This is a genomic window from Mycolicibacterium canariasense, from assembly GCF_002101555.1.
GTDB classification, from domain to species: Bacteria; Actinomycetota; Actinomycetes; order Mycobacteriales; family Mycobacteriaceae; genus Mycobacterium; species Mycobacterium canariasense.
This window is the reverse complement of record NZ_LQOL01000080.1, coordinates 100,067-121,563: the sequence shown is the minus strand read 5'-3', so window position 1 is coordinate 121,563 and position 21,497 is coordinate 100,067. Positions and strand designations below refer to the sequence as shown.

The window sequence follows — 21,497 nt, the reverse complement described above, 5'->3', positions numbered from 1 at the left end:
CACACCCAGCCAACCAGACACCCCAATCACAGGCCGACAGCAGCTGACCGTTCTACACCCTCAATCATGAAGAGCCCGCAAAGATCCGGCAAGTCCGCGATACGGCGGCTTTGTGGTGGTCGGTCCCCGTTTTGTCCAATCGCGGGCTGTGGGACGGTACCGGGACCGCCAATGACGCTATTGCGATGCAAACCCGTCGGGCATGGCTGTCCGAGTGACCACCACAACCCACACCCGTCCTCGAGTCGGCGCTCTTGCCCGACATTCCGCCACCGGATCCAGGGAGTCGTAAATGCACGGTATCGGCCAACTCATCGATCGAGCGCGGTGGAATCTGCGTGAGTCTCGACGCTTTACCAGCTCCCAGGATTATTGGGAGCGGCGTTACCGGCTCGGGGGAAACTCGGGGGCGGGTTCGTACAACCGGCTCGCTCGCTTCAAGGCGGATTATCTGAACGAGTTCGTCGCCGCGAACGGCATAGACAGTGTAATCGAGTTCGGGTCGGGTGACGGATCACAACTGGCGCTGGCGAAATACCCCAGCTATGTCGGTGTAGACGTTTCGGAAACGGTGCTTGCCAACACCCGGGCGATGTTCGCGGGCAACCCTGCGATCCAATTCCTCCACACCAGTGAAGTCACCGAGAATCACCGGGCCGAATTGGCTCTGTCTCTGGATGTGATCTACCACCTGGTGGAAGACGTCACCTTCGACGCCTATATGAGGCAATTGTTCGATGCGGCAACGAAATTCGTTATTGTCTACGCCAGCAATGAGGACAAGCCTTGGTCCTCGCCGCACGTCCGGCACCGGCAATTCACGAAGTGGGTCGAAAGGAACAGATCCGACTTCGGCCTGATCGAGCGAATCCCGAATCCGTATCCTTACTCGGAAAAGGATCCGGAGAACACGAGCTTCGCTGACTTCTTCGCCTTCAGGAAGCTTGTCTGAACACCGACGCGCTGCCTGCCGAACATCGTTGGATCAGCCTCACTGACTTCGCCAGGCCCGCGTGACCATCGACGCGTTGGCAGCCGCCTGACCGAAGTCGGTGTCGGCATCGTCGTCGTCCACGTCGTCATACCAGTCGGCGTCGCGGGCACCGGAACCTGCAGCGCCTGCCGCCGCACCCACGGGCACGGGCGCCCGGCGTTTACGAGACGCCTTCTTCTTGGTCGGTGGGGTTGCGGGCCACCAGTTCTTGTCGCCGAGCAGCACCGCGATGGCGGGCACGGTGATGGTGCGCACCAGGAAGGTGTCCAACAGCAGACCGATGCCGATGATGAAACCGGTCTGCACCACCGCCGCGATGCTGCTGACCGTCAGCGCCAGCATGGATGCCGCGAAGATCAGGCCGGCCGAGGTGATGACACCACCGGTGGCACCGACGGTGCGGATCACCGCGGCCCGCATGCCGCGGTGCGCCTCCTCCTTGATCCGGGAGATGAGCAGCAGGTTGTAGTCCGCGCCGACCGCCACCAACACCAGGAACGTCACGCCGGGCGTGTTCCAGAAGATCGGCTGCTTCAGCAGGAACTGGAACACGATGACGGTGATGCCCAGCGCCGACATGTACGACAGCACCACGGTGAGCACCAGGTACAGCGGCGCCAGGATGGCCCGCAGCAGCACCACCAGGATGAAGAACACCACGATCAGCGTCACCAGGACGATGTAGCGGATATCGGCGTTGTAGTAGTCGCGGATGTCGTTCTGGCCACGGGTGAAGCCGACCATGGTGATGTCGGCGTCCGCCAAAGTCGTATTGGGACGCGAACTTTCGGCCGCCGCGATGATGTCCTCGACCTGATCCATGGCCGCCGTGCCGAACGGGTCGAGCGCGGTCTGTACCAGGTAGCGGGCCGTGTGGCCATCCGGTGAGATGAACAGCTTGGCGGCCTTCTCGAACTCGGGCCTGGTGAGGATCTGCGGCGGGATGTAGAACCCGGACATCGAGGGGTCGGCGGCGTCCCGCTTCATCGCCAGCAGGAAGTCCGAGGCCTGCCCCAGGCCGCCGCCCATCTGCCGGGTCTGGTCCACCAGAAGTTTCACGCCTTGGGCCAGCTTCTCGCTGGAGTCGGCCAGCAGGTTCGCGCCCTGGGTCAGGGTTTCCAGCTGGGCCTTGAGCGCCACCGGGTCGGTCGCCTTCAACTCGTCGGCGGCGGTCAGGGCCGTGTTCAGATTGCTGTCGATCCCCGACAGCTGATCGCGCAGCGAGGCGTCGTCGGTGGTCTGCAGGTCTTGGGCGGCCACCTTGAGCTGCATCATGGTGCCGTCCTCGTAGGCGTTGAGCAGGCTCGTCATGTCGGTGCGCACCGCCCGACAGGCCGGGTCGATCGAGCACCACGGCACCGCGTTGAGCACCTGCAGGGCCGGCTGCAGCCACACCGCATTGGTGACGACGGCGTCCAGCCCGATACCGACCTGTTTACCGAGGTTGCGCAGCCCGTCCACCAGCTGGGCACTGGCGCTGGCCCGCCTGATCGTGCCGGTGCCGCCGTACTCCTTGTCGATCTCGACCAGCGCGTTGAGCATGGTGTTGAGTGGACCCGCCGACTGCAGGACCTGCTCCCGGAGTTTGTTCAGCGCGTCGGCGAGCTGGCGGGAACCGTCGGTCAGCGCGGTCAGGTTGCCGTCGTTCTGCGAGATGAGGTTGGTGGCCTCCTCCATCTTCTCGCCGACCTCACCGGCCTGGTGGGTGGCCCTGGCCTCGGTCAGCATCTCGCCGTTGGGGCGGGTGATACCGCGGACGGCGGCGATGTTGGGTAATTGGGCCACCCGCGCGGCCATCTGCTCCATATCGGCGAGCGCCCGCGGTGACCGCAGATCCTGACTGTTCGAATGGATCACAATGAACTGCTGCATCGAGTTGCTCACCGGGAAGTGCGCGTTCATCGTCTCGTAGGAGTCGTTGCTGGACGATTTCACCGGCAGGTTCTTGCGGTCGTCGTAGTTGAAGTCCACCAGCAGGGCGCAGCTGGCCAGCGAGATCAGCACGATCAGGCTGCAGATCAGGTTGAGCCAGGGCCGGCGCACGATGTTGACCCCGGACAGCCGCCAGAACCGGCCGGTGATGTCCTTGCGCGGGTTGACCCAGCCGCGCCGGCCCGCCAGCACGATGAACGCCGGCAGCAGGGTCACCGACGACAGGAAGCCGACGAAGATGGTGACGGCCAGCGCGGGACCGATCGTCGAGAACACGGCCAGCTGGGTGAACATCAACGACATGAAGGTGATCGCGACCGTGCCCGCCGAGCCGGCGATCACCTCCCCGATGGACACCAACGCGGCCACCACCGCCGCGTCCGATTCCATGCCGCCGCGCAGATACTCCTGATATCGGCTGAACAGGAAGACGGCGTAGTCGATGCCGGCACCGATCATCATGCCGGTGATGAGCATGAGGGTCTGCGGGCCCAGCCCGAGGCCGATCAGACCGAGGCCGGCGATCACCTGCTGCGCGGTGGCCAGCGAAATACCGATGGTCAGCAGCGGGATGACCATCGCGACGATGTTGCGGTAGACGATGATCAGGATGAGCAGCACCGTGATGACGGTGGACAGCTCGATGATGTGCTGATCACGCAGCGCGATGCCGGTGACATCCTCCATGGTCGCGGCGGCACCGACCACGCTCGGTTTCAGCGTGGTGTTGGCCGTGACCTCGTTGATGATCTTGACGGCCTCGCGGTACGCCTTCTGGCCCTGGCTGGTGCCCATCGTGCCGTACAAGCTGACGGGAAGGTTGAACGCCTTGTTGTCCTTGCTGGTCATCGCCGGCTTCAGCTCGGGGATGTGCACGAAGTCCTGGGTGCCGATCACCACATCGGTTTTGGCCCGCAGTTTGTCCACCAACGTGCGGTAGGTGGCCTCGTCCTCCTTGCTCAGCCCGTTCTCGTCGACCAGGATGACGGCGATCATGTTGCTGGCGCCGGCCTCGTTGAACGCCGTCTTCATCTGGTTGCCGGCGGCCAGCACGGGGGCATCCTTGGGCCAGAAGTCCGGCGGATTACGCGCCGCGACGGTCGCCAGCGGCGGCAGCGCAGCGAACAAGGCGCCGGCGATGACCACCCAGGTGGCGATCATGAGCACCGGGTGGCGGACGATCAGTCGGCCACTGCCCGTCAAGAAGGCATGGGCGCTCACCTTGGGACGTTTGAACATTGCGGACCAGGCTACATGTTTCCGCTGCTGAGTTGACCGCGCGGCGGGCAATATCGTCGCGGTCCAGCAATCTTCTCAGGTTCTTTATACATTGGCGTCTCGGGAAACCGAGCGGCGCGCTGACCGCGTCCGCAGAACGGCATCGACGCTGAACACCGCCAGTGCGATCCAAATCAGTGCAAACCCGAGCCAGCGCGCGGGCGGCATCGGTTCATGGCCGACCAGCACACCCCACGTCATTTGCATGATCGGTGTCAGGTAGAACAGCAGGCCCATTGTCACCATCGGTAGCCGCTGTGCCGCGGCAGCGAACAACAACAGTGGGATTGCGGTCAGCACACCGGACAGCATCAGTAGCACAACGTGGGCGGCACCATGCCCGGTGAGGGTGCCCGCACCGGAGGATTGCAGCACCCCGAGGTAGCCCAGAGCAAACGGCGCCGCCAGCCCCGCCTCGACCCCGACGCTGACCCGCGGATCGGTGTCGACCGTCTTCTTCACCGCGCCGTAGAGCCCGAACGACAGCGCCAGCCCCAACCCGATGTACGGCAGCGCCCCGACTTCCACCGTCAGCACCACCACCGCCAGCACCGCGACGGCCAGCGCGGCCAGCTGGGCGCGGTTGAGCCGCTCCCGGAAGATCAGCACCCCGAGCGCCACCGTCACCAGCGGATTGATGAAGTAGCCCAGCGCGGCGTCCACCACATGGCCGTTGTTCACCGCGTACACGTAGATCGCCCAGTTCGCGGAGATCAGGGCCGACGCCGCGGTCAGGAGCAGCCAGTTGCGCCGGGACATCCGGCGCAGGTCGCCGAGCCGGCCGACCAGCACGATCACCACCGCCATCAGCACCAGGCTCCAGACGATCCGGTGGGCCAGGATCTCGACGGCACCGGCCGGTTTCAGCAGCGGGAAGAACGCCGGGAACATCCCCCACGTGCCGTAGGCACCGGCGCCGAAGAGCAACCCGGCGCGCCTGACCCGCTCGCTTGGCTCCGGAGTCACCTCAGTGGTCGCGCAGGACGTCGAGGGCGTGCTGCAGATCGGCCGGGTACGGGCTGGTGATCTCGATCCACCTGCCGTCGGCGGGGTGCGCGAAGGCCAGCGAGCGGGCGTGCAGCCACTGCCGCTCCAGGCCCAACTTCTTGGCCAGGGTCGGATCGGCACCGTAGGTCAGGTCGCCGCAGCACGGATGGTGCAGCGCCGAAAAATGCACCCGGATCTGGTGCGTGCGACCGGTTTCCAGGTGTACGTCGAGCAGGCTGGCCGCGACGTGGGCTTCGATCGTGTCGTAATGGGTGATGCTGTGCCTGCCCTGCTCGGTGACCGCGAACTTCCAGTCGTGCCCGCGGTGCCGGCCGATCGGGGCGTCGATGGTGCCACTGGTCGGATCGGGATGCCCCTGCACCAGCGCGTGGTACCGCTTGTCCACGGTGCGCTGTTTGAACGCGCGCTTGAGCACCGTATACGCCCGCTCCGAGATGGCCACCACCATGACGCCGGAGGTGCCGACGTCCAGCCGGTGCACGATGCCCTGCCGTTCGTGCACGCCCGAGGTGGTGATCCGGTAACCGGCGGCCGCCAGCCCGCCCAGCACGGTGGGACCGGTCCAGCCCACCGACGCGTGCGCGGCGACGCCGGCGGGTTTGTCGACGGCGACGATATCGGCGTCGGAGTACAGAATGGTCATCCCCTCGATGTCGACCGGGGTGTTCTCGACCGGCGCCGGGGCGTCCGGGATACGCACCTCCAGCCAGGCGCCGGCCGTCAGTTTCTCCGATTTCCCCGCGGTCACCCCGTCGAGTTCCACGCCGCCCTCTTCGGCGATCGCCGCCGCCGCGGTGCGAGACAGTCCGAGCAGCCGGGCCAATCCGGCATCCACCCGCATGCCCTCCAGCCCCTCGGGCACCGGCATCGAGCGGGTGCTCACTCCGGTGAATCCGCGTCGTTCGCCGACCCGGCGGCCGGTTGCGCCGCCGGCTCCTCGGGCCTGCGCCGTCCGTCGGTATCGAAGTCGAAGCCGAACAGCGACAGCACCACCAGCAGGATCGCCCCGCCCACCACGGCCGGGTCGGCCACGTTGAACACCGGCCACCAGCCGATCGACAGGAAGTCGACGACGTGGCCGCGCAGCGGGCCGGGCGAGCGGAAGAAGCGGTCCACCAGGTTGCCCAGCGCGCCACCGAGGATCATGCCCAGGCCCAGCGCCCACCAGGGCGAGACCAGCCGGCGGCCCATCCAGATGATGCCGACCACCACGCCGGCCGCGATCAGGGTGAGCACCCAGGTGTAGCCGGTGGCCATGGAGAACGCCGCCCCCGAGTTACGCACCAGGGTCCACGTCACGGTGTCACCGATGATCGACACCGGCTGGCCCGGGGTCAGCAGGTGCACGGCGAGCACCTTGGTGACGACGTCGAGCGCCAGCACCACGCCGGCGACCGTGAGCAGCAGACGCATCCGCCGGCGCGAGCCCGGCCCGGCGGTGCCGGCCTGCTCAGGGCCCGCCGGCGCGGCCGCGTCGGTTGCGGGTGTGGCGCTCGGCCCGGCCGGTGTTTCGTCAGTCACCCGTCCATCATCCCAAACGACGCGACGGCGACGCCGGACGCGCCGCCCAATACGGCAGACAACCGCCGCCGACACCGGGTATTGATGGGTCGATGAGGCGGTTTCGATGCGCCGCGGTCGGTGCGGCGCTGTTCGCCGTCCTGCCGATGGCGGCCGCTGCGGCGCAGCCCCCGGCGGACGCTGACGCCGTCGATGGCTACCCGATCGCGCAGGGGAACTATTCGTCGCCCGACGCGAGCGACTTCTCCTGGGTCTTCTTCAAGACCCCGGACGGGCGCGGCTGCGGGATCGGGCCGAACGGCGGCCCGGTGGGCTGTGATGCGGTGCCCTATGACGTCACCGGATTCGACCAGACGGCGGTGGAACCGGGCGCCCCGGCGGGCTATCGCCGCTCGGGTCCGCGGACATTCACCCGTGACGTCGACGTGCTCCCCGAAGGCCACCGGCTGGAGAACTGGGGCGCCAGTTGTGGTGTCGGTTATCAGGGCACGGTGACCTGCCGCACCTACGGCGAGCACGGATTCATCCTGGCCGCCACCTACTCGGTGCTCTGGTAGAGACCGGCCAGATAGTCCTGCCAGTCCAGGCTGTCCACCGGATCGGCGCGGGTGATCTCGTCGTCGTCATCGGAGAACGTCCTGGCCACGCCCGGCCCGCTGGCCCGTGTCTCGAACCGGATCGTCATCACCCCGTGGCCGGCACCCTGTAACCAGCCGTGCCCGTAACGCTGGTGGGCCACATCGTCGCCGATGCGCCATGGCGCCGGCGGTGCCGCCGCGGCCGCCGGTGACCCCGGGTGTTCGGCGATATCGTCGTGCACCTGGTCGAGGTCGGGGAACAGCGATTCCTGCTGCACCTGCGTCAGTCCCGAAAAGCCCACGCCGACAAGTCGAATCGGTCCGACCTCCACGGGATCGAGCAGCAGCCGGCGGGCCGTGGAGATCAGCGTGGCCGCATCGGTGGTGGCGTAGGGCAGGGTCGCCGAGCGGGTCAGGGTGCTCATATCCGACTTCTTGAGTTTGACGGTGACGGTGCGGGCACCCCGGCCGTCCTTGGTCAGCCGCCGGTGCGCGTGTTCGCCGATCGGTCCGGCGGCCTCGCGTAGCTGGTCGAGGGTGCGCAAATCCTCGGGAAAAGTCGACTCGGCACTGATCTGCTTGGCCTCGGCCCGTTCGGCCACCGGGCGGTCATCGATGCCCCGCGCCAGCCGGTGCAATGCCGGACCGACCGTGCCCCCCAGGATGTCGGCAACCTCGCCGTCGGTGAGCGCGGCGAATGCGCCGACGGTCTCGATGCCGAGCCGGTTCAGCTTCTCCTCGGCGACCGGGCCGATTCCCCACAGCCGGCGCACCGGCAGCCCGTCCAGCAGAGCCCGTTCGGCGCTGCGCTCGATCACCCGGATACCGTCCGGCTTGGCCAGACCGGAGGCGATCTTGGCAACCTGCTTGCCGGAGCCCGCACCGACCGATGCCACCAGACCGGTTTCGGCCAACACCTTGGCGCGCAATGCGGCGCAGAAGTTCTCGACATCGACGGCCGCCGCACCGGCCAGTTCGGCCGGCTCGCCGAACGCCTCGTCGAAGGACAGCTGTTCGAGTACCGGCACCACCGAGCGCACCGTGTCGAACACGCGGCCACTGGCCACCCCGTAGACCGCGCCGCGCGGCGGCAGCACCACCGCGGACGCGCCGACCAGCCGGCGGGCCTGGTGCATGGGCATCGCCGAACGGGCGCCGTACACCCGGGACTCGTAACTGGCGCCGGCCACCACACCGCGCCCGCCCAGCCCGCCGACCAGGACCGGCCTGCCCCGCAGGGTGGGCCGAGTCAGCTGCTCGACGGACGCGAAGAACGCGTCCATATCCAGATGCAGGACCCAGCGCTCCACAGCCCTCGATGCTAGGGGTCGGGTCCGACGTGTCCGGGCCGACGTGCCCGGCCGGGCGGGTGACTACGCTGGCTGCCCATGGACGACGTGCCCATCCGCGACGAGACGATCCGCTTGGGGCAGTTCCTCAAACTCGCCGGTCTGATCGACACCGGCTCGGACGCCAAAACGGTGATCGCCGAGGGCCTGGTGTCGGTCAACGACGAGGTGGACACCCGCCGTGGCAGGCAGTTGCGGCCGGGCGACGTGGTGTCGTTCTCCGGGCGCGCGGCGCGGGTGGCCCGCCCCTGAGCACCTCGGCGCTCACGCCTTGGCCAGCGCCACCCGCACCCCGTCACCGATCTCGCTGCCGTCGGGCAGCCCGTCCGCGCCGACCACTTCGAAGCTGGTGGCCAGCACCTCCCCGGCGATGAGTTCGCGGTGGGTGTCCGCCCACTCGGTCAGCCGGTCCGGCACCGCCATCACGACCGAGATGCGGTCGGACACGTCCAGGCCGGTGGACTTGCGCAGCTCCTGCAGTTCCCGGATGCGGTCCTTGGCCCAGCCCTCGGCCTCCAGCTCGGGGGTGACGGTCCCGTCCAGCACCACCAAGCCCGCGCCGTCGGGCAGGGCGGCCGTCCACTCCGGTTCGGCGGCAACGAGTTTGGCGGTGTACTCGCCCTCCAACAGCACGGCGGGCCCGGCGGTCAGGGTGCCGTCTGGATTGACCACACCCGCACCGGCCTTCACCGCCTTGATGGCGGCCTGCACGTCCTTGCCGATCCGCGGACCGGCCACCCGGGCGTTGACGGCGAGCTCGAACCGGCCGTAGGCGTCGATATCGTCGGTGAACTCGACCGCCTTGACGTTGAGCTCGTCGGCGATCAGCTCGGCGAACGGCGCCAGCGCGGCCGGATCGGCCACCGCCACGGTCAGTTTCGGCAGCGGCAACCGCACCCGCAGCTTCTTGGCCTTGCGCAGCGAGGAGCCCGTCGAGCACACCTCGCGCACCTGGTCCATGGCCGCCACCAGGTCGGGATCGGCGGGCAGCAGGCCGGCTGCGGGCCATTCGGTCAGGTGTACCGACCGCTCCCCCGTCACCCCGCGCCAGATCACCTCCGACACCAGCGGCAGCAGCGGCGCGGCCAGCCGGCCGGTCACCTCGAGCACCGTGTGCAGGGTGTCGATGGCCTCGGCGTCCTCCTCCCAGAACCGGGAACGTGACCGCCGCACATACCAATTGGTCAGCGCTTCGGTGAACTGGCGCAGCTGCTCACACGCCCCGGAGATATCGCAGACATCGAGCGAGGCCGTCAGGTCGTCACGCAGTGCGGCCAGTTTGGCCAGGATGTAGCGGTCCAGCACATGGGTCGAGTCGGTGCGCCAGGCGCCCCGCTTCGGCGCGTACAGGGTGAGGAACGAGTAGGCGTTCCAGAACGGCAACTGCACCTGGCGCACGCCCTCGCGGATGCCCTGCTCGGTGACGATCAGGTTGCCGCCGCGCAGGATCGGCGAGGCCATCAAGAACCAGCGCATCGCGTCGGACCCGTCGCGGTCGAACACCTCGGACACGTCCGGGTAGTTGCGCAGCGACTTGCTCATCTTCTGGCCGTCGTTGCCCAGCACGATGCCGTGCGCCACACAGGTTTTGAACGCCGGCTTGTCGAACAGCGCGGTGGCCAACACGTGCATGGTGTAGAACCAGCCGCGGGTCTGGCCGATGTACTCGACGATGAAGTCGCCGGGGAAATGCGCCTCGACACCGTGGGCACCCTCGAACCAGTCCTTGTTCTCGAACGGGTAGTGCACCTGGGCGTACGGCATCGAACCCGAGTCGAACCACACGTCGAAGACATCCTCGATACGGCGCATGGTCGACTTGCCGGTCGGGTCGTCGGGATTGGGCCGGGTCAGCTCGTCGATATAGGGCCGGTGCAGGTTGTCCGGGCGCACCCCGAAATCACGCTCCAGCTCGTCAAGGCTGCCGTACACGTCGATCCGCGGATACGCCGGATCGTCGGACTTCCACACCGGGATCGGGCTGCCCCAGTACCGGTTTCGCGACACCGACCAGTCCCTGGCATTGGACAGCCACTTGCCGAACTGGCCGTCCTTGACGTGCTCGGGATACCAGGTGATCTGCTGGTTGAGCTCCACCATGCGGTCCCGGAACTCGGTGACCTTGATGAACCAGGACGACACCGCGCGGTAGATCAGCGGGTTGCGGCAGCGCCAGCAGTGCGGATAGGAGTGCTCATAGGTCTCATGGCGCAGCAGCACGGCACCGTTCGCGCCCGCGGAGCCGGTGCCGTTCTTCAGATCGCGGATGATCTGCGGGTTGGCGTCGAACACGTGCTGTCCGGCGTAGTCGGGCACGGTCGCGTCGAACCGGCCCTTGGAGTCGACCGGGGTGACCGCGACGATATCGGCGGTGTCGGCGGTGGCCTTGTCGTCTTCGCCGTAGGCCGGTGCCATGTGCACGATGCCGGTGCCGTCATCGGTGCTGACGAAGTCGGCTGCCAGCACCTGGAACGAGTTGACCGCGTCCGGGAAGTACGGGAACGGCGGGGTGTAATGCGTGCCGACTAACGCTGCGCCGGTGTAGCTGCCCACCACCACCGGCTCCTCGCCGAGCTCACGGGCATAGGCGGCCAGCCGGGCCTCGGCCAGCACGTAGCGGTTCCCGTCCGGGCCGTCCACCGCGACGTAGGTGACCTCGGGGTTGACCGCGACGGCCTGGTTGGACGGCAGCGTCCACGGCGTGGTGGTCCAGATGAGCAGGTACGCCCCGGCCAGGTCCCGCGCGACTGAACTCTCCTCGCGCAAGCCCTCGTCGGAAACCCGGAAACCGACCGTCAGCGCCGGGTCCTGTCGGCTCTGGTAGACATCGTCGTCCATCCGCAGTTCGTGGTTGGACAGCGGCGTCTCGTCGTTCCAGCAGTACGGCAGCACCCGGTTGCCCTCGTACGCCAGGCCCTTGTCCCACAGCTGCTTGAACGCCCAGATCACCGACTCCATGAAGCCCAGGTCCAGCGTCTTGTAGTCGTTGTCGAAGTCGACCCAGCGGGCCTGCCGGGTGACATACGCCCGCCACTCGCCGGTGTACTTGAGCACCGACGCGCGGCAGGCGTCGTTGAACTTCTCGATGCCCATCTGTTCGATCTGCGCCTTGTCGGCGATGCCGAGCTGGCGCTGCACCTCGAGTTCGGCGGGCAGCCCGTGGGTGTCCCAGCCGAATCGGCGATCCACCTTGAAGCCGCGCATGGTGCGGTAGCGCGGGACGATGTCCTTGACATAGCCGGTGAGCAGGTGGCCGTAGTGCGGCAGCCCGTTGGCGAACGGCGGGCCGTCGTAGAAGACGTACTCGGGGGCGACGTCGCGCCGGTCGATGCTGGCGCGGAAGGTGTCGTCGGCGGCCCAGAACTGAAGGACGTCGGCTTCCAGCGCGGGGAAGTTGGGCGATCCGCCCGTCGGTTTCGGGTAGGTGGCCACGACATGTCTCCTGTGCCAAATACGTCAGGCACGGGGACGATCGCCGCGCAGGTGCGCGAGCGCCGCGGTACCACCCCGCTTGCGCACCGACGGTGCGCCACTCGATGTGGGCGATGACGGGCCCACCCGTTCGGTTCTACTCGGCAGCAGGATCGCGCCCTGACCGCGTTTCTTCCGAAGGCTCCCCGGTGATGGCCGGATCGATGCCGTTGGCAGCGAGTTTACGGCAGGCGCGGTCAGGCGACCTCGAGGGCGGTAGGGACAGCCTCGGACGTGACCTCGATCAGGGCCAGCGCAAATTGTTCGGTGAGTTCTTCGACGGTGTAGTCCTCGAACCGCCGGGTGTCATACCACCAGTCCAGCGCAACCACGCCGGCCTCACGATAGGCCCGTAGCTCCAGCGCGTGCCCGAGGCCGGGGATGACCTCGGCCGCCCGACCGGAGGCGGTGTAGCTGAACGCCACCTCGGCGCCGGCCACGGCGTCCCCGGCGATCGCCGCACGCACATCGGCCAGCAGCGCGGTGGCGTCGACCTCGGCGGGGCCGACGCACGGGACTGCGACGCCGTGCACCGTTGCGGCGTCGCAGACCGTCAGGTCGAGGGCCAGCACTCCGCTGCCGGCGGTCCGCTGCACCGTCCGCCCGAGCGCGGCCAGCAGGATCTCCTCGGCGGGCACACCGAGATGCCGGCTCGCACCATCGAGCTCATCGGTGAGCACCTGCGACAACGGCGCCGCCAGCCGGCGCAGGTCGTCGGGCATCGGAGCACGCTCGGCGCTGTAGTCGGTCAGGGTCAGTGCGACACCCGAGTCGACGGCAACCAGGTCGAGCGGGAAGGCGGCACGGTCCGGGGCGAATTCGCCGGCGCCGACGTGGTCCTGGAAAAGCGGAGCAACCATGCGCACCAGATTACGGCCTGTGTCCCAAATATGGGACACAACTCCCGAAACTGTGACGTCAGTGTCAATTAAGAATTCGATGTCCGAAAAATGGTTGCTGGCGCCCAATGGTGGGATGCCGTTATGGTGGGTGGGTGCCTCGTACCGATGAGAACGGTCGCCAACTCAAGGCGTTGCTGGATTACCTGCTCGACGGCGACGTCGAAGCCAAGGACATCTACGACGCGCTGGGAATCTCCAGCAGCACCTACTACCGACGCATCAAAGAGGCCAGCTACCCCGACGCCGAGGAGTTGCGCCAGGTTGCGGACCGTTTTTCGCTGAGTTATCCCGATCTGCAAATCCGCTTCGGACTCATGAGCCGGCAGGAGGTGTGGAACTACATCGAATCCACGCCCTTCACCGTCACCGCGGTGAAGGAGGCGGTGCGAGAAGACACCGCCACTCGTCGCCAAACCAGGCCGCCGCGACTCTCCGAATTGACGCCACGTAGCGACGCGCCGCCGCTCTAAGCAGTAGTATTTGCTGACCAGAATTCAGCTCGAAGGCCACGACAGATGCAACTCACCGTACTCATCGCTATCACCTTGGCGTGTATCGCGTGGAGTTTGTGGATCCGACGCGTCACCTGGTCGAGCCGCTGGGAAGTTGCGGCGACCCTGAACATCGCCCTCCAGGGCACGGCGGTGCTGTTGATGTCACCGCTGGCCTCCGAAACCCTGGGCAAGCTGCTGCACGCCATGACCGGCATGTGGAACCTCGAGGACTACATCGGCCACGACTGCTACATCGTCGCCGCATCCGCCATCGTCTACAACGCGGTCGGCCGGCTGCAGGACGATCACGCCATGCAGCGCGCCTTCAAGCAGTACATCGAACGGCCGGCCACGCTGTGCATCCCCCTGATGCTGGCCGCCTTCTCGCTGGGCAACGGCGCCACCGTGTACCGCCCCGATTTCTTCGAGGTGCCCACCGACTTCTGGCTCAGCCTGTACTGGCTGATGGTCTGCGGCATGCTCATCTACCTGCTCAGCTACGGGGTGCGCGCCCTGCTGGTGCTGCGCAAGGACCCGAAGTCGCGCACGATCGCCAACGTGTACCTGGCCGCCTCCGCCAGCGGCATCATCGCCTGCGCCGTCCGCATCGTCACCGCCTACGTGGTCCCGCTGCAGATCTGGGACGGCGGCACGCTGGTGTGGATCTTCGCCTGCAGCTGTGCCGCCGGTTTCGCGCTCACCTCGGCGTACTCCTGGAAGATCAAGACGAAATGGTTCACCAAGGCCGGGCGCTGAACGCCCGGTCGGCTGACCGGGTACCGGCCGAATAGACTTCCGGCTCATGAGAATCGTTGTGGCCGTCCATGGCACGCGCGGTGACGTCGAGCCCTGCGCCGCGGTCGCCCGCGAGCTGCGCGCACGCGGCCACGAGGTGAAACTGGCCGTCCCGCCCAACCTCATCGGCTTCGTCGAATCGGTCGGTCTCGGCCCGGCGGCTGCCTATGGGGTGGATTCCCAGAAGCAGGTGGAAAGCGATGCCTTCCAGAATTACTGGAAGGTGAAGAACCCGGTCGCCGCGATCCGCGACGGCATCGCCTATTACACCGACGGCTGGGCGGACATGAATGCCACGCTGACCGACCTGGCCTCCGACGCAGACATCATCCTGACCGGCACCACCTATCAGGAGGTTGCCGCCAACGTCGCCGAGCACTACGGCATCCCGATGGCCGCCCTGCACTACTTCCCGGCGCGCCCGAACAGCCACCTGCTACCGCTCCCGCTGCCCTTGTGGGCGATCAAGCCGGGTTTCGCGGTGGGCGAATGGGCGTTGTGGCGCCTCGGCAAATCCGCCGAGGACGCCCAGCGCCGCACACTCGGGCTGCCGGCCACCAGTGTGCGGTCCGCGAAGCGGATCGTGGCGGCCGGCGCCCTGGAGATCCAGGCCTACGATCCCACCTTCTTCCCCGGCCTGGATCAGGAGTGGGGCGGCAGCCGACCCCTGGTCGGCGGCATCACCCTGCAATTGGAGACCGCCGTCGACGACGAGGTGATGTCCTGGATCGGCGCGGGCAGCCCGCCGATCTACTTCGGTTTCGGCAGCATGCCGGTGCAGTCGCCCGCCGACGCGGTCGCGATGATCACCGACGTGTGCGCCGAGCTGGGCGAGCGAGCCCTGATCAGCGCGGGCGTCTGGGAACTCGACCGGCTACCCCAGGCCGAGCATGTCAAGCTGGTCGGGGCGGTGAACCATTCGGCGGTCTTTCCGGCCTGCCGCGCGGTGGTGCACCACGGCGGCGCGGGCACGACCGCCGCCGGGGCCCGAGCCGGCGTGCCCACCCTGGTGCTGTGGGTCTCGGCCGATCAGCCGGTGTGGGCCCGCGCCGTGCGCAAGCTGAAAATTGGTAGCTCGCAACGGTTTACGTCGATGACCAAGAAGTCGCTGACCGCCGCGCTGCGCACCGTGCTGGATCCCGCGGTCGCACGCCGCGCCCGTGACTTCGCCGCGGGCATGACCGCCCCGGCGCAGAGCGTCGCGACGGCAGCCGACCTCATCGAGCACGCGTCACGCGCGGTGAAGACCGGCTGACTCAGACCTCGAAGGTCGCCGGCACCCCGAAATCGTCCAGCGCGCCGGTCAGGGCGGCCCGCATCGCGGTCCGGGAATTGTCCCCGCCCGCGGTCCAGCCGCCCGCAGCCACGAACAGACGCCCGTGCGCCCGGCCCGACACCAGCCCGAGGTAGCCGTTCATCTGGTTGAGTTCGCGTGAGGTGATCCGCGGCTCCAGCAGCCGCAGCGACAGGTAGTCGGCGTCGGTACCGTCGGGCCGGTTCACCGCGGGATCCAGGTCGCCCATGTTGGAGCACCCGATGGGGCTGTTCACCGACACCACCATCGCCTCCAGCCGGCGCACCAGCACCTTCGGGATGAGCGGGGTGAGCGGCAGCGGGCCCATCAGCTTGGCCGACATCTCCGCGGACTCCGACAGCGCCTGCTTCATGGCCACCCGCACCCCCGCCAGATCACGAGTCACCGCGGCCGGGTCGGCCGTCATGTGCGTGGCGATCAGCGCGTTGGCCCTGGTGTCCCCCGGCGACCGCTCGCTCACCGGCCAGGACAATCTGACCAAGCCGTCGGCGCCCACCCGGCCCAACCGCGCACCGAGCCGGGCAGCCAGCCCCGCGAACAGCGAATTACTGGTTCCACCAAGTGATTTCGCGACGCGATCCCATTCGTCGATGTCGATGAAGGCCGACACGTTGGGCGCCACCACCGGGCGGTCGTCACCGATGTGCGGCGGGTGCGACATGGTCTGGAACGAGGTGGCCAGATCGGCACGCTCGCTGCGGGCCACCGCGACCGCGGCCGCGACCGCCCGCCCCATGGATGGCACCGCCCGCAGCACGGCACGGGCGTCCTCGCGCAGCGCCCGCGCCCGCGTCCGCGAACCGGGCTGCGGGTAACCGAGCCGGCGGTCCACCCCGTTGACCGCGTCGGTGACGGCCAGCGTGAAGCCCTGTCCGTCGGCGACCGAATGCGAGGCGATCAGGCTCACCGCGGCACCACCGTCGGTCAGCGGCTGCACCCCGAGGCGCCAGGACGGACCGTCGCCCGGATCCACCGGCAGCGCGACGTGCTCGTCGAGGAAATCCCACACCTGCGCGCTGGAGCGTTCGGCCGAGGCGAGGTCGATCCCGGCCGGTCCCGCCGCCGCCACCCAGCGGTGCCTGCCGATCGGCAGCGGCGAGCATTCGATGCGGCGGCCCAGCAGGCCACCGGCCAGATTGCGGTGGAAGCGCCGCAACCCGTCCATGTCCACCGGACGCCGGTAGATCCAGATGTACTGCATGATCGGCCCGCGGCCCAACGCCTGCAGACCGTGGAACGACGCCTGATCGATGTAGGCGAGGGTGTTGTCGGGCACTGCCACGGCGCGGGCCTAGGCCGACTGCACTTTGTCGTCGATGCGGGTGAAGTCCCGGTTGCGGTACTGCTCGGCGCACGAGGAGCGCCGCACCTTGCCGCTGGTGGTCAGCGGGATCGAGCCGCTGGACACCAACACCAGGTCCGCCGCGCTGATCCCGTGCGTCTCCGAAACCGCCGTCGCCACATCGCGTTTGAGCGATTCGAGTCGCTCGCCGGTGAACTCGCCGTTGCGGTTCTTGATCTCGATGAACGCCACCAGCTGCTCGGTGCGGTCCTCCTCGACCGAGAACGCGGCGACCCGGCCGCCGGTGATCTCGGTGATGGTGGACTCGATATCGTCCGGGTAGTGGTTACGGCCGCGCACGATCAGCAGGTCCTTGATCCGGCCGATGATGAACAGCTCGCCCTCGGAGATGACCCCGAGATCACCGGTACGCAGCCACGGACCGGCCGGGGTGCCTTCGCTGGGGTCGACGATCGTGGCCTTGAACACCCGCTCGGTCTGCTCCGGCTTGCGCCAATAGCCCAGGCAGTTGTTCTCGCCGTAGGTCCAGATCTCGCCGATGATGCCGGCCGGGCACTCGACCCCGGTCTCCGGATCCACGATCCGGACCAGCGGCGTGGTCTCGGTGCCATAGCTGACCAGCGCGGTGCCGTCCTCCAGCGCACAGCGCTCGGCGTGCCCGGCGGCCAGCTTGTCGGCGTCGAAGGCGACGACGTTCGGCGGACTGCCGGCCGCGCGGGTGGCGATGTAGAGGGTGGCCTCGGCCAGTCCGTAGGACGGCTTGAACACCTCGGGGTTGAAGTTGAACTTGGCGAACCGCTTTGCGAAGCGGCGCAGCGTGGCCTCGTGCACCCGCTCGGCACCGCTGACCAGGGCGGCCACCCCGCCGAGGTCCAGCCCGGCCATGTCTTCGTCGGTGGTGCGGCCCGCGGCCAGCTCGAAGGCGAAGTTGGGGCCAGCGGTGAGCACGTTGGGGTAGCTGGCCATCATCTGCACCCAGCGGGCCGGCTTGGCGGTGAACGCCATCGGGGTGGTGAACACGGTGTGCCAGCCGCCCAGGATCGGATAGCCGATGCCGAAGAGCAGGCCCATATCGTGGTAGAACGGCAGCCAGATCGCCACCGTGGTGCCTGCGGGCGCAATGTGTCCGAACGCCCCGAACTGGTCGTGCACGAACTGCTCGAAGTTCGCCGAGACGTTGGCGTTGGTCACCATCACGCCCGCCGGGGTACGGGTGGACCCGGAGGTGTACTGCAGGTACGCCGTTTCCGGGAACTCCTCACGGGACTTCAGATTCTTGCGCCGCTCGTCGAGGTCGAGCTTGTCCACCTCGACGATGACCGGGGCGGGCCGGTCCCCGGAGGCGACGGCGTACGCGGTGAGCGATGCGGTGACCGGCGACGTGGTCAGCAGGATGGTCGGCGCCGAGTCCTCGATGACGGCCGCGATGCGCTCGTCGTGTCGGCCGCCTTTACCTGCCTGCGGCACCGATAGCGGAACACCGATCAGACCTGCCTGCAGCGTGGCCAGGAAGGCGATGACGTATTCCAGGCCCTGCGGGGCGACGATGACGGCGCGGTCGCCGATCTCGGCCATCTGGCGCAGCTCCCAGGCCAGGCTGTGCACCTTGCGGTACAGCTGCGCCCAGGTCAGGCTGATCGCGACACCCTCGGGGTCGACCTCGTAGTTCATGTAGGTGTACGCCAGGTCGTCGGGCTGCAAGCTGGCGCGTTCACGCAGCACACCGACGAGGGAACTCTGTGTCATGGGCATCAACCTTTATCAGTCATCACGGTGTACTGCTTACCTGAGCTCGCCGGTGAGTTCGAATTCGGCCAGCGTTTCGGCGACCAGCTCCCGCAAACGCGCCTTCGAGTTTTCGGCACCGGGCTGATACGCCTCGACGCCGATGTTGATTTTGCCACCTACGAGCACCGAAACCACAACCAGCTGGCCACCGGCGTGCTCCAGGAAACGCCGGGTGAGACCCTGATCGACCCCTCTGAACACGGTGAAGTCAGCCGGGGTGCCGTCCACCATGGTCAGCTCCTCGGGCATCATCCCGACATTCGAACACGTCACGGGCAGGTCGTCGGCACCCACGATGCTGTCGGCCAGCAACCGCACCGCCTTGCGGGGCAGCAACGGCACCAGCGGCAGCACGTCGAGCAGCGGGTTGGGCGCTTCCTTGGTGTTCTTGATGGCCTCGCGCACCGCGGTGCGGGCGGGGGTCAGGTCCTTGGTCACCGGTGTGGGATCCACCTTGACGCTGGTCAGCGACATCGCGTTGGCGCGGAAGTCCTTGTCACCGCGATCGGCCATCGCGATCAGCAGGGTCACCTCGCCGTCGGGCCCGGTGCGGCCCATCCGCTCCCCCAGCCGGGCCGCGATGCCGGCCAGCAGCGCATAGGTGTTACCGCCCAGCGCGCGGGCCCGCTCGTCCCACAGCTGCGGCTCGATCCACACCGACGTCCACGGCATCACGACGGGCTCGTCCGGACCCTCGAACGTCGGCTTGGCCGACCGGGTGCCGGCATCGGCGGCCTTCTTGGCTTCCTTGGCCCCGGTCCGCACCAGTTTGACCAGTTTGGCGGCGGCCCGGCCGGCCTGTGGCAACTCGCGCACCGTTTCACGCAGGTCGGCCAGGATCGCCCGGCCGGTCGGCCGGGCGAAGGGCGGCGGGTACCCGATGTCGATCTTGTTGCCGATGACGGCCGCCCACACCGCCAGCGCCGCACCGACACCGTCACCGAGGCAGTGCGTACCGACCACGCAGATCGCCGTCGCACCGTCGTCCAGTGGCTGCACCGCGATATGCCAGCCGGGGCCGTCCTCGGCGTCGACGTGGATCTGCGACCGGAAGTCGATCCAGTCGTTGAGCTGGTCGCGCGGGATCGGGGTGTCGGCGATCTCCAGCGGCGATGCGGGTCCGGGGGTGGCCACCCACCGGTACCGGGCGAACGGCAGCGGAGACCGTTCGATACGCCGGCCGGCCATGCCGTAGCCGAAGTTGCGGTGGAACCGCCGCACGCCGTCCATGTCGACCGGGCGCTCGTACACCCAGACGCACTGGATCGTCTGCATCCGACCGGTGGCGTTCAGTGACCGCACCATGCCCTCGTCGAACAGGGCGAGCCGGTTGTCCATCTGCACTCCTGGAATCTGCCGCTACTCGATCGGTCCGGACAACCCGAATTCCGCGAGCGTGCCGGCGATCAGCTCACGCAACCACGGCTTGGTGTTGGCCGCACCCGGCTTGTAGGCGACGATGCTCAGCGCGATCTTGCCGTTGAGCCGTAACGCCACCACGGTCAGCAGGCCGCCGCGCTGTTCCATCGAGTGCCGGGTGACGATGCGGTCCACGCCGCGGAAGAACATGTACTCGGCCGGGGTGCCGTCGGCCAGCGCGACTTCCGGGGGCAGCTCGCCCATGTTCGAGCAGGACGCCGGCATATCCGCGGAGAATCCGAACAGCACGTCGGCAACCTTCGGCACCGCCCGCTTGGGCACCCACGGCACCAGCGGCAACAACTGCAGCATCTCGTCGGGCTCTTCGCGGGCCGCCGTGATCCCGGCCTTGAGGGCGGCGCGGGCCTCGCGCAGGTCGGTGTGGACGTGCTCGGGATCGATGGTGATGTCGGCGAGCTTGACCGCATTGGCCCGGGTGTCGCCGAACTGGCGGTCGGCCTGCGGCACGTTGAGGGTCACCAGGCCGTCCTCGGCGCGGCGCCGGCCCAGGTGCTGGGACAGCTTCGCCGTAAAACCGGCGACCAGCGAATAGCTGTTGCCGCCAAGGGCTTCGGCGCGCGCGTCCCACTCGTCGGTCGGGATGAACACACTCAGCACCGGCACCTGCACCAGGTGGTCCGGGCCGGTCGGTTTGGCGCGGACGGCGCCGGACCGGGAGATGTCGTTGCGGTGGCTGTAGGCCAGTTTGGCGGTGGCGACCAGGGTGCGGCCCAGTTCGGGCAGCCCACGGGCGGTCACCCGCAGATCCTCCAGGATCGCCTGCCTGCGGCTGCGGGCCCTCGGCGGCCCGAAACCGTGATCCACCCGCGCCCCCTGCGCCGCCTCCAGCAGCGTCAGCACGCCGCCGCTGCCGTCACCGACGCAGTGCGACACCGTCAGCGACACCGCGGTCGACCCGTCGGTCATCGGCAGCACGCCCATATGCCAGGACGGACCACGCTCCGGGTCGATGGGCATCGCGGTGCGCTCGTCGACCCACGCGCCGAGTTCGGTGCGGGGCCGCGGTTCGGCGATGTCCAGCTCGTGCTGCGGTCCGGGGACCGTCACCCAGCGGTGCCGCCCGAACGGCAACGGGGACGGCTCGATGAGCCGGCCCATCAACCCGTAGCCGACGTTGTCGAAGAACTTGCGCAGCCCGTCGTAATCCACCGGGTGTTCGTAGATCCAGTTCGCCTGCGCGATGGCTTCCGCACCGGTGCCCCGCAGGGCCAGGAACATCACCTGGTCGGTGAACGTCAGCACATTGTCCGATCTGGCGGCGTCCGGGCTGGTGGACTCCGGCTTCGTGGTGGCACGCGTCATCGCACCGTCACCTCCCATGCGAAATAC

The 21,497-nt window shown here is 67.9% G+C and carries 17 protein-coding genes; 6 read left to right on the top strand and 11 right to left on the bottom strand.

Annotation, left to right across the window (positions count from 1 at the left end; translation table 11 throughout):
- Positions 1-292 precede the first annotated feature (292 nt).
- A complete protein-coding gene (locus tag AWB94_RS27635; RefSeq protein WP_062655471.1) occupies positions 293-952 on the top strand; it encodes a class I SAM-dependent methyltransferase in 660 nt (219 codons plus the stop codon).
- A gap of 39 nt (positions 953-991) precedes the next feature.
- Here AWB94_RS27635 and AWB94_RS27630 read toward each other — a convergent pair whose 3' ends face one another.
- The 4 genes from AWB94_RS27630 to lspA form a co-directional block, all read right to left on the bottom strand.
- On the bottom strand, positions 992-4,165 hold the full coding sequence (locus tag AWB94_RS27630; protein WP_064961251.1) for an MMPL/RND family transporter: 3,174 nt from the start codon (positions 4,163-4,165) through the stop codon (positions 992-994).
- 84 nt (positions 4,166-4,249) lie between these two features.
- Positions 4,250-5,170 (bottom strand): EamA family transporter RarD, encoded by a 921-nt coding sequence (gene rarD, locus AWB94_RS27625; protein ID WP_084395037.1) that lies wholly within the window; start codon positions 5,168-5,170, stop codon positions 4,250-4,252.
- Between the two features lies 1 nt (position 5,171).
- Complete coding sequence (locus tag AWB94_RS27620; protein WP_062655472.1) at positions 5,172-6,095, bottom strand: RluA family pseudouridine synthase; 924 nt, start codon at positions 6,093-6,095, stop codon at positions 5,172-5,174.
- Positions 6,092-6,733 (bottom strand): signal peptidase II, encoded by a 642-nt coding sequence (gene lspA, locus AWB94_RS27615; protein ID WP_062655473.1) that lies wholly within the window; start codon positions 6,731-6,733, stop codon positions 6,092-6,094. The genes AWB94_RS27620 and lspA overlap by 4 nt, the downstream gene beginning before the upstream one ends.
- A 92-nt stretch (positions 6,734-6,825) precedes the next feature.
- On the opposite strand from lspA, the gene AWB94_RS27610 reads away from it, so the two are divergent.
- Positions 6,826-7,290: a hypothetical protein gene (locus tag AWB94_RS27610; protein WP_062655474.1), complete on the top strand. Its 465-nt coding sequence runs from the start codon at positions 6,826-6,828 to the stop codon at positions 7,288-7,290.
- On the opposite strand, the gene AWB94_RS27605 is transcribed toward AWB94_RS27610, so the two are convergent.
- The gene (locus AWB94_RS27605) at positions 7,272-8,594 is read right to left on the bottom strand and encodes a DNA polymerase IV (protein ID WP_062655585.1); all 1,323 of its coding nucleotides are present in this window, start codon (positions 8,592-8,594) and stop codon (positions 7,272-7,274) included. The two genes, AWB94_RS27610 and AWB94_RS27605, sit on opposite strands and share 19 nt — an antisense overlap.
- A gap of 105 nt (positions 8,595-8,699) precedes the next feature.
- Here AWB94_RS27605 and AWB94_RS27600 point away from each other — a divergent pair, with 105 nt between their 5' ends.
- Positions 8,700-8,912, top strand: coding sequence for an RNA-binding S4 domain-containing protein (locus AWB94_RS27600; protein ID WP_062655475.1), 213 nt, complete (start codon positions 8,700-8,702; stop codon positions 8,910-8,912).
- A gap of 12 nt (positions 8,913-8,924) precedes the next feature.
- Here the strand turns inward: AWB94_RS27600 and ileS are convergent, their stop codons facing one another.
- A complete protein-coding gene (gene ileS, locus AWB94_RS27595; RefSeq protein ID WP_062655476.1) occupies positions 8,925-12,092 on the bottom strand; it encodes an isoleucine--tRNA ligase in 3,168 nt (1,055 codons plus the stop codon).
- A gap of 236 nt (positions 12,093-12,328) precedes the next feature.
- Positions 12,329-12,991, bottom strand: a complete 663-nt coding sequence (locus tag AWB94_RS34780) for a hypothetical protein (RefSeq protein ID WP_062655477.1) — start codon at positions 12,989-12,991, stop codon at positions 12,329-12,331.
- Positions 12,992-13,125: 134 nt separating this feature from the next.
- On the opposite strand from AWB94_RS34780, the gene AWB94_RS27585 reads away from it, so the two are divergent.
- From AWB94_RS27585 to AWB94_RS27575, 3 genes are read left to right on the top strand one after another with little or no spacing between them, the layout of a single operon-like run.
- Entirely contained in the window at positions 13,126-13,503 is a 378-nt protein-coding gene (locus tag AWB94_RS27585) for a transcriptional regulator (protein ID WP_062655586.1), read from the top strand.
- 45 nt (positions 13,504-13,548) lie between these two features.
- Positions 13,549-14,283, top strand: a complete 735-nt coding sequence (locus AWB94_RS27580; protein ID WP_062655478.1) for a hypothetical protein — start codon at positions 13,549-13,551, stop codon at positions 14,281-14,283.
- A gap of 46 nt (positions 14,284-14,329) precedes the next feature.
- A complete protein-coding gene (locus AWB94_RS27575) occupies positions 14,330-15,577 on the top strand; it encodes a glycosyltransferase (protein ID WP_062655479.1) in 1,248 nt (415 codons plus the stop codon).
- Position 15,578: 1 nt separating this feature from the next.
- On the opposite strand, the gene AWB94_RS27570 is transcribed toward AWB94_RS27575, so the two are convergent.
- Genes AWB94_RS27570 through AWB94_RS34355 form a run of 4 tightly spaced genes read right to left on the bottom strand, consistent with a single transcriptional unit; the run spans position 15,579 to position 21,488 of the window.
- Positions 15,579-16,919 carry a hypothetical protein gene (locus tag AWB94_RS27570; protein WP_062655480.1) on the bottom strand — a complete coding sequence of 447 codons (1,341 nt, stop codon included), beginning with the start codon at positions 16,917-16,919 and terminating at the stop codon, positions 15,579-15,581.
- A 9-nt stretch (positions 16,920-16,928) separates the two neighbouring features.
- Positions 16,929-18,686: an AMP-binding protein gene (locus tag AWB94_RS27565; protein WP_062655481.1), complete on the bottom strand. Its 1,758-nt coding sequence runs from the start codon at positions 18,684-18,686 to the stop codon at positions 16,929-16,931.
- Positions 18,687-18,722: 36 nt separating this feature from the next.
- On the bottom strand, positions 18,723-20,066 hold the full coding sequence (locus AWB94_RS27560) for a hypothetical protein (RefSeq protein ID WP_062655482.1): 1,344 nt from the start codon (positions 20,064-20,066) through the stop codon (positions 18,723-18,725).
- A gap of 21 nt (positions 20,067-20,087) precedes the next feature.
- A complete protein-coding gene (locus tag AWB94_RS34355) occupies positions 20,088-21,488 on the bottom strand; it encodes a hypothetical protein (RefSeq protein ID WP_234811902.1) in 1,401 nt (466 codons plus the stop codon).
- Between the last annotated feature and the right edge of the window lie 9 nt (positions 21,489-21,497).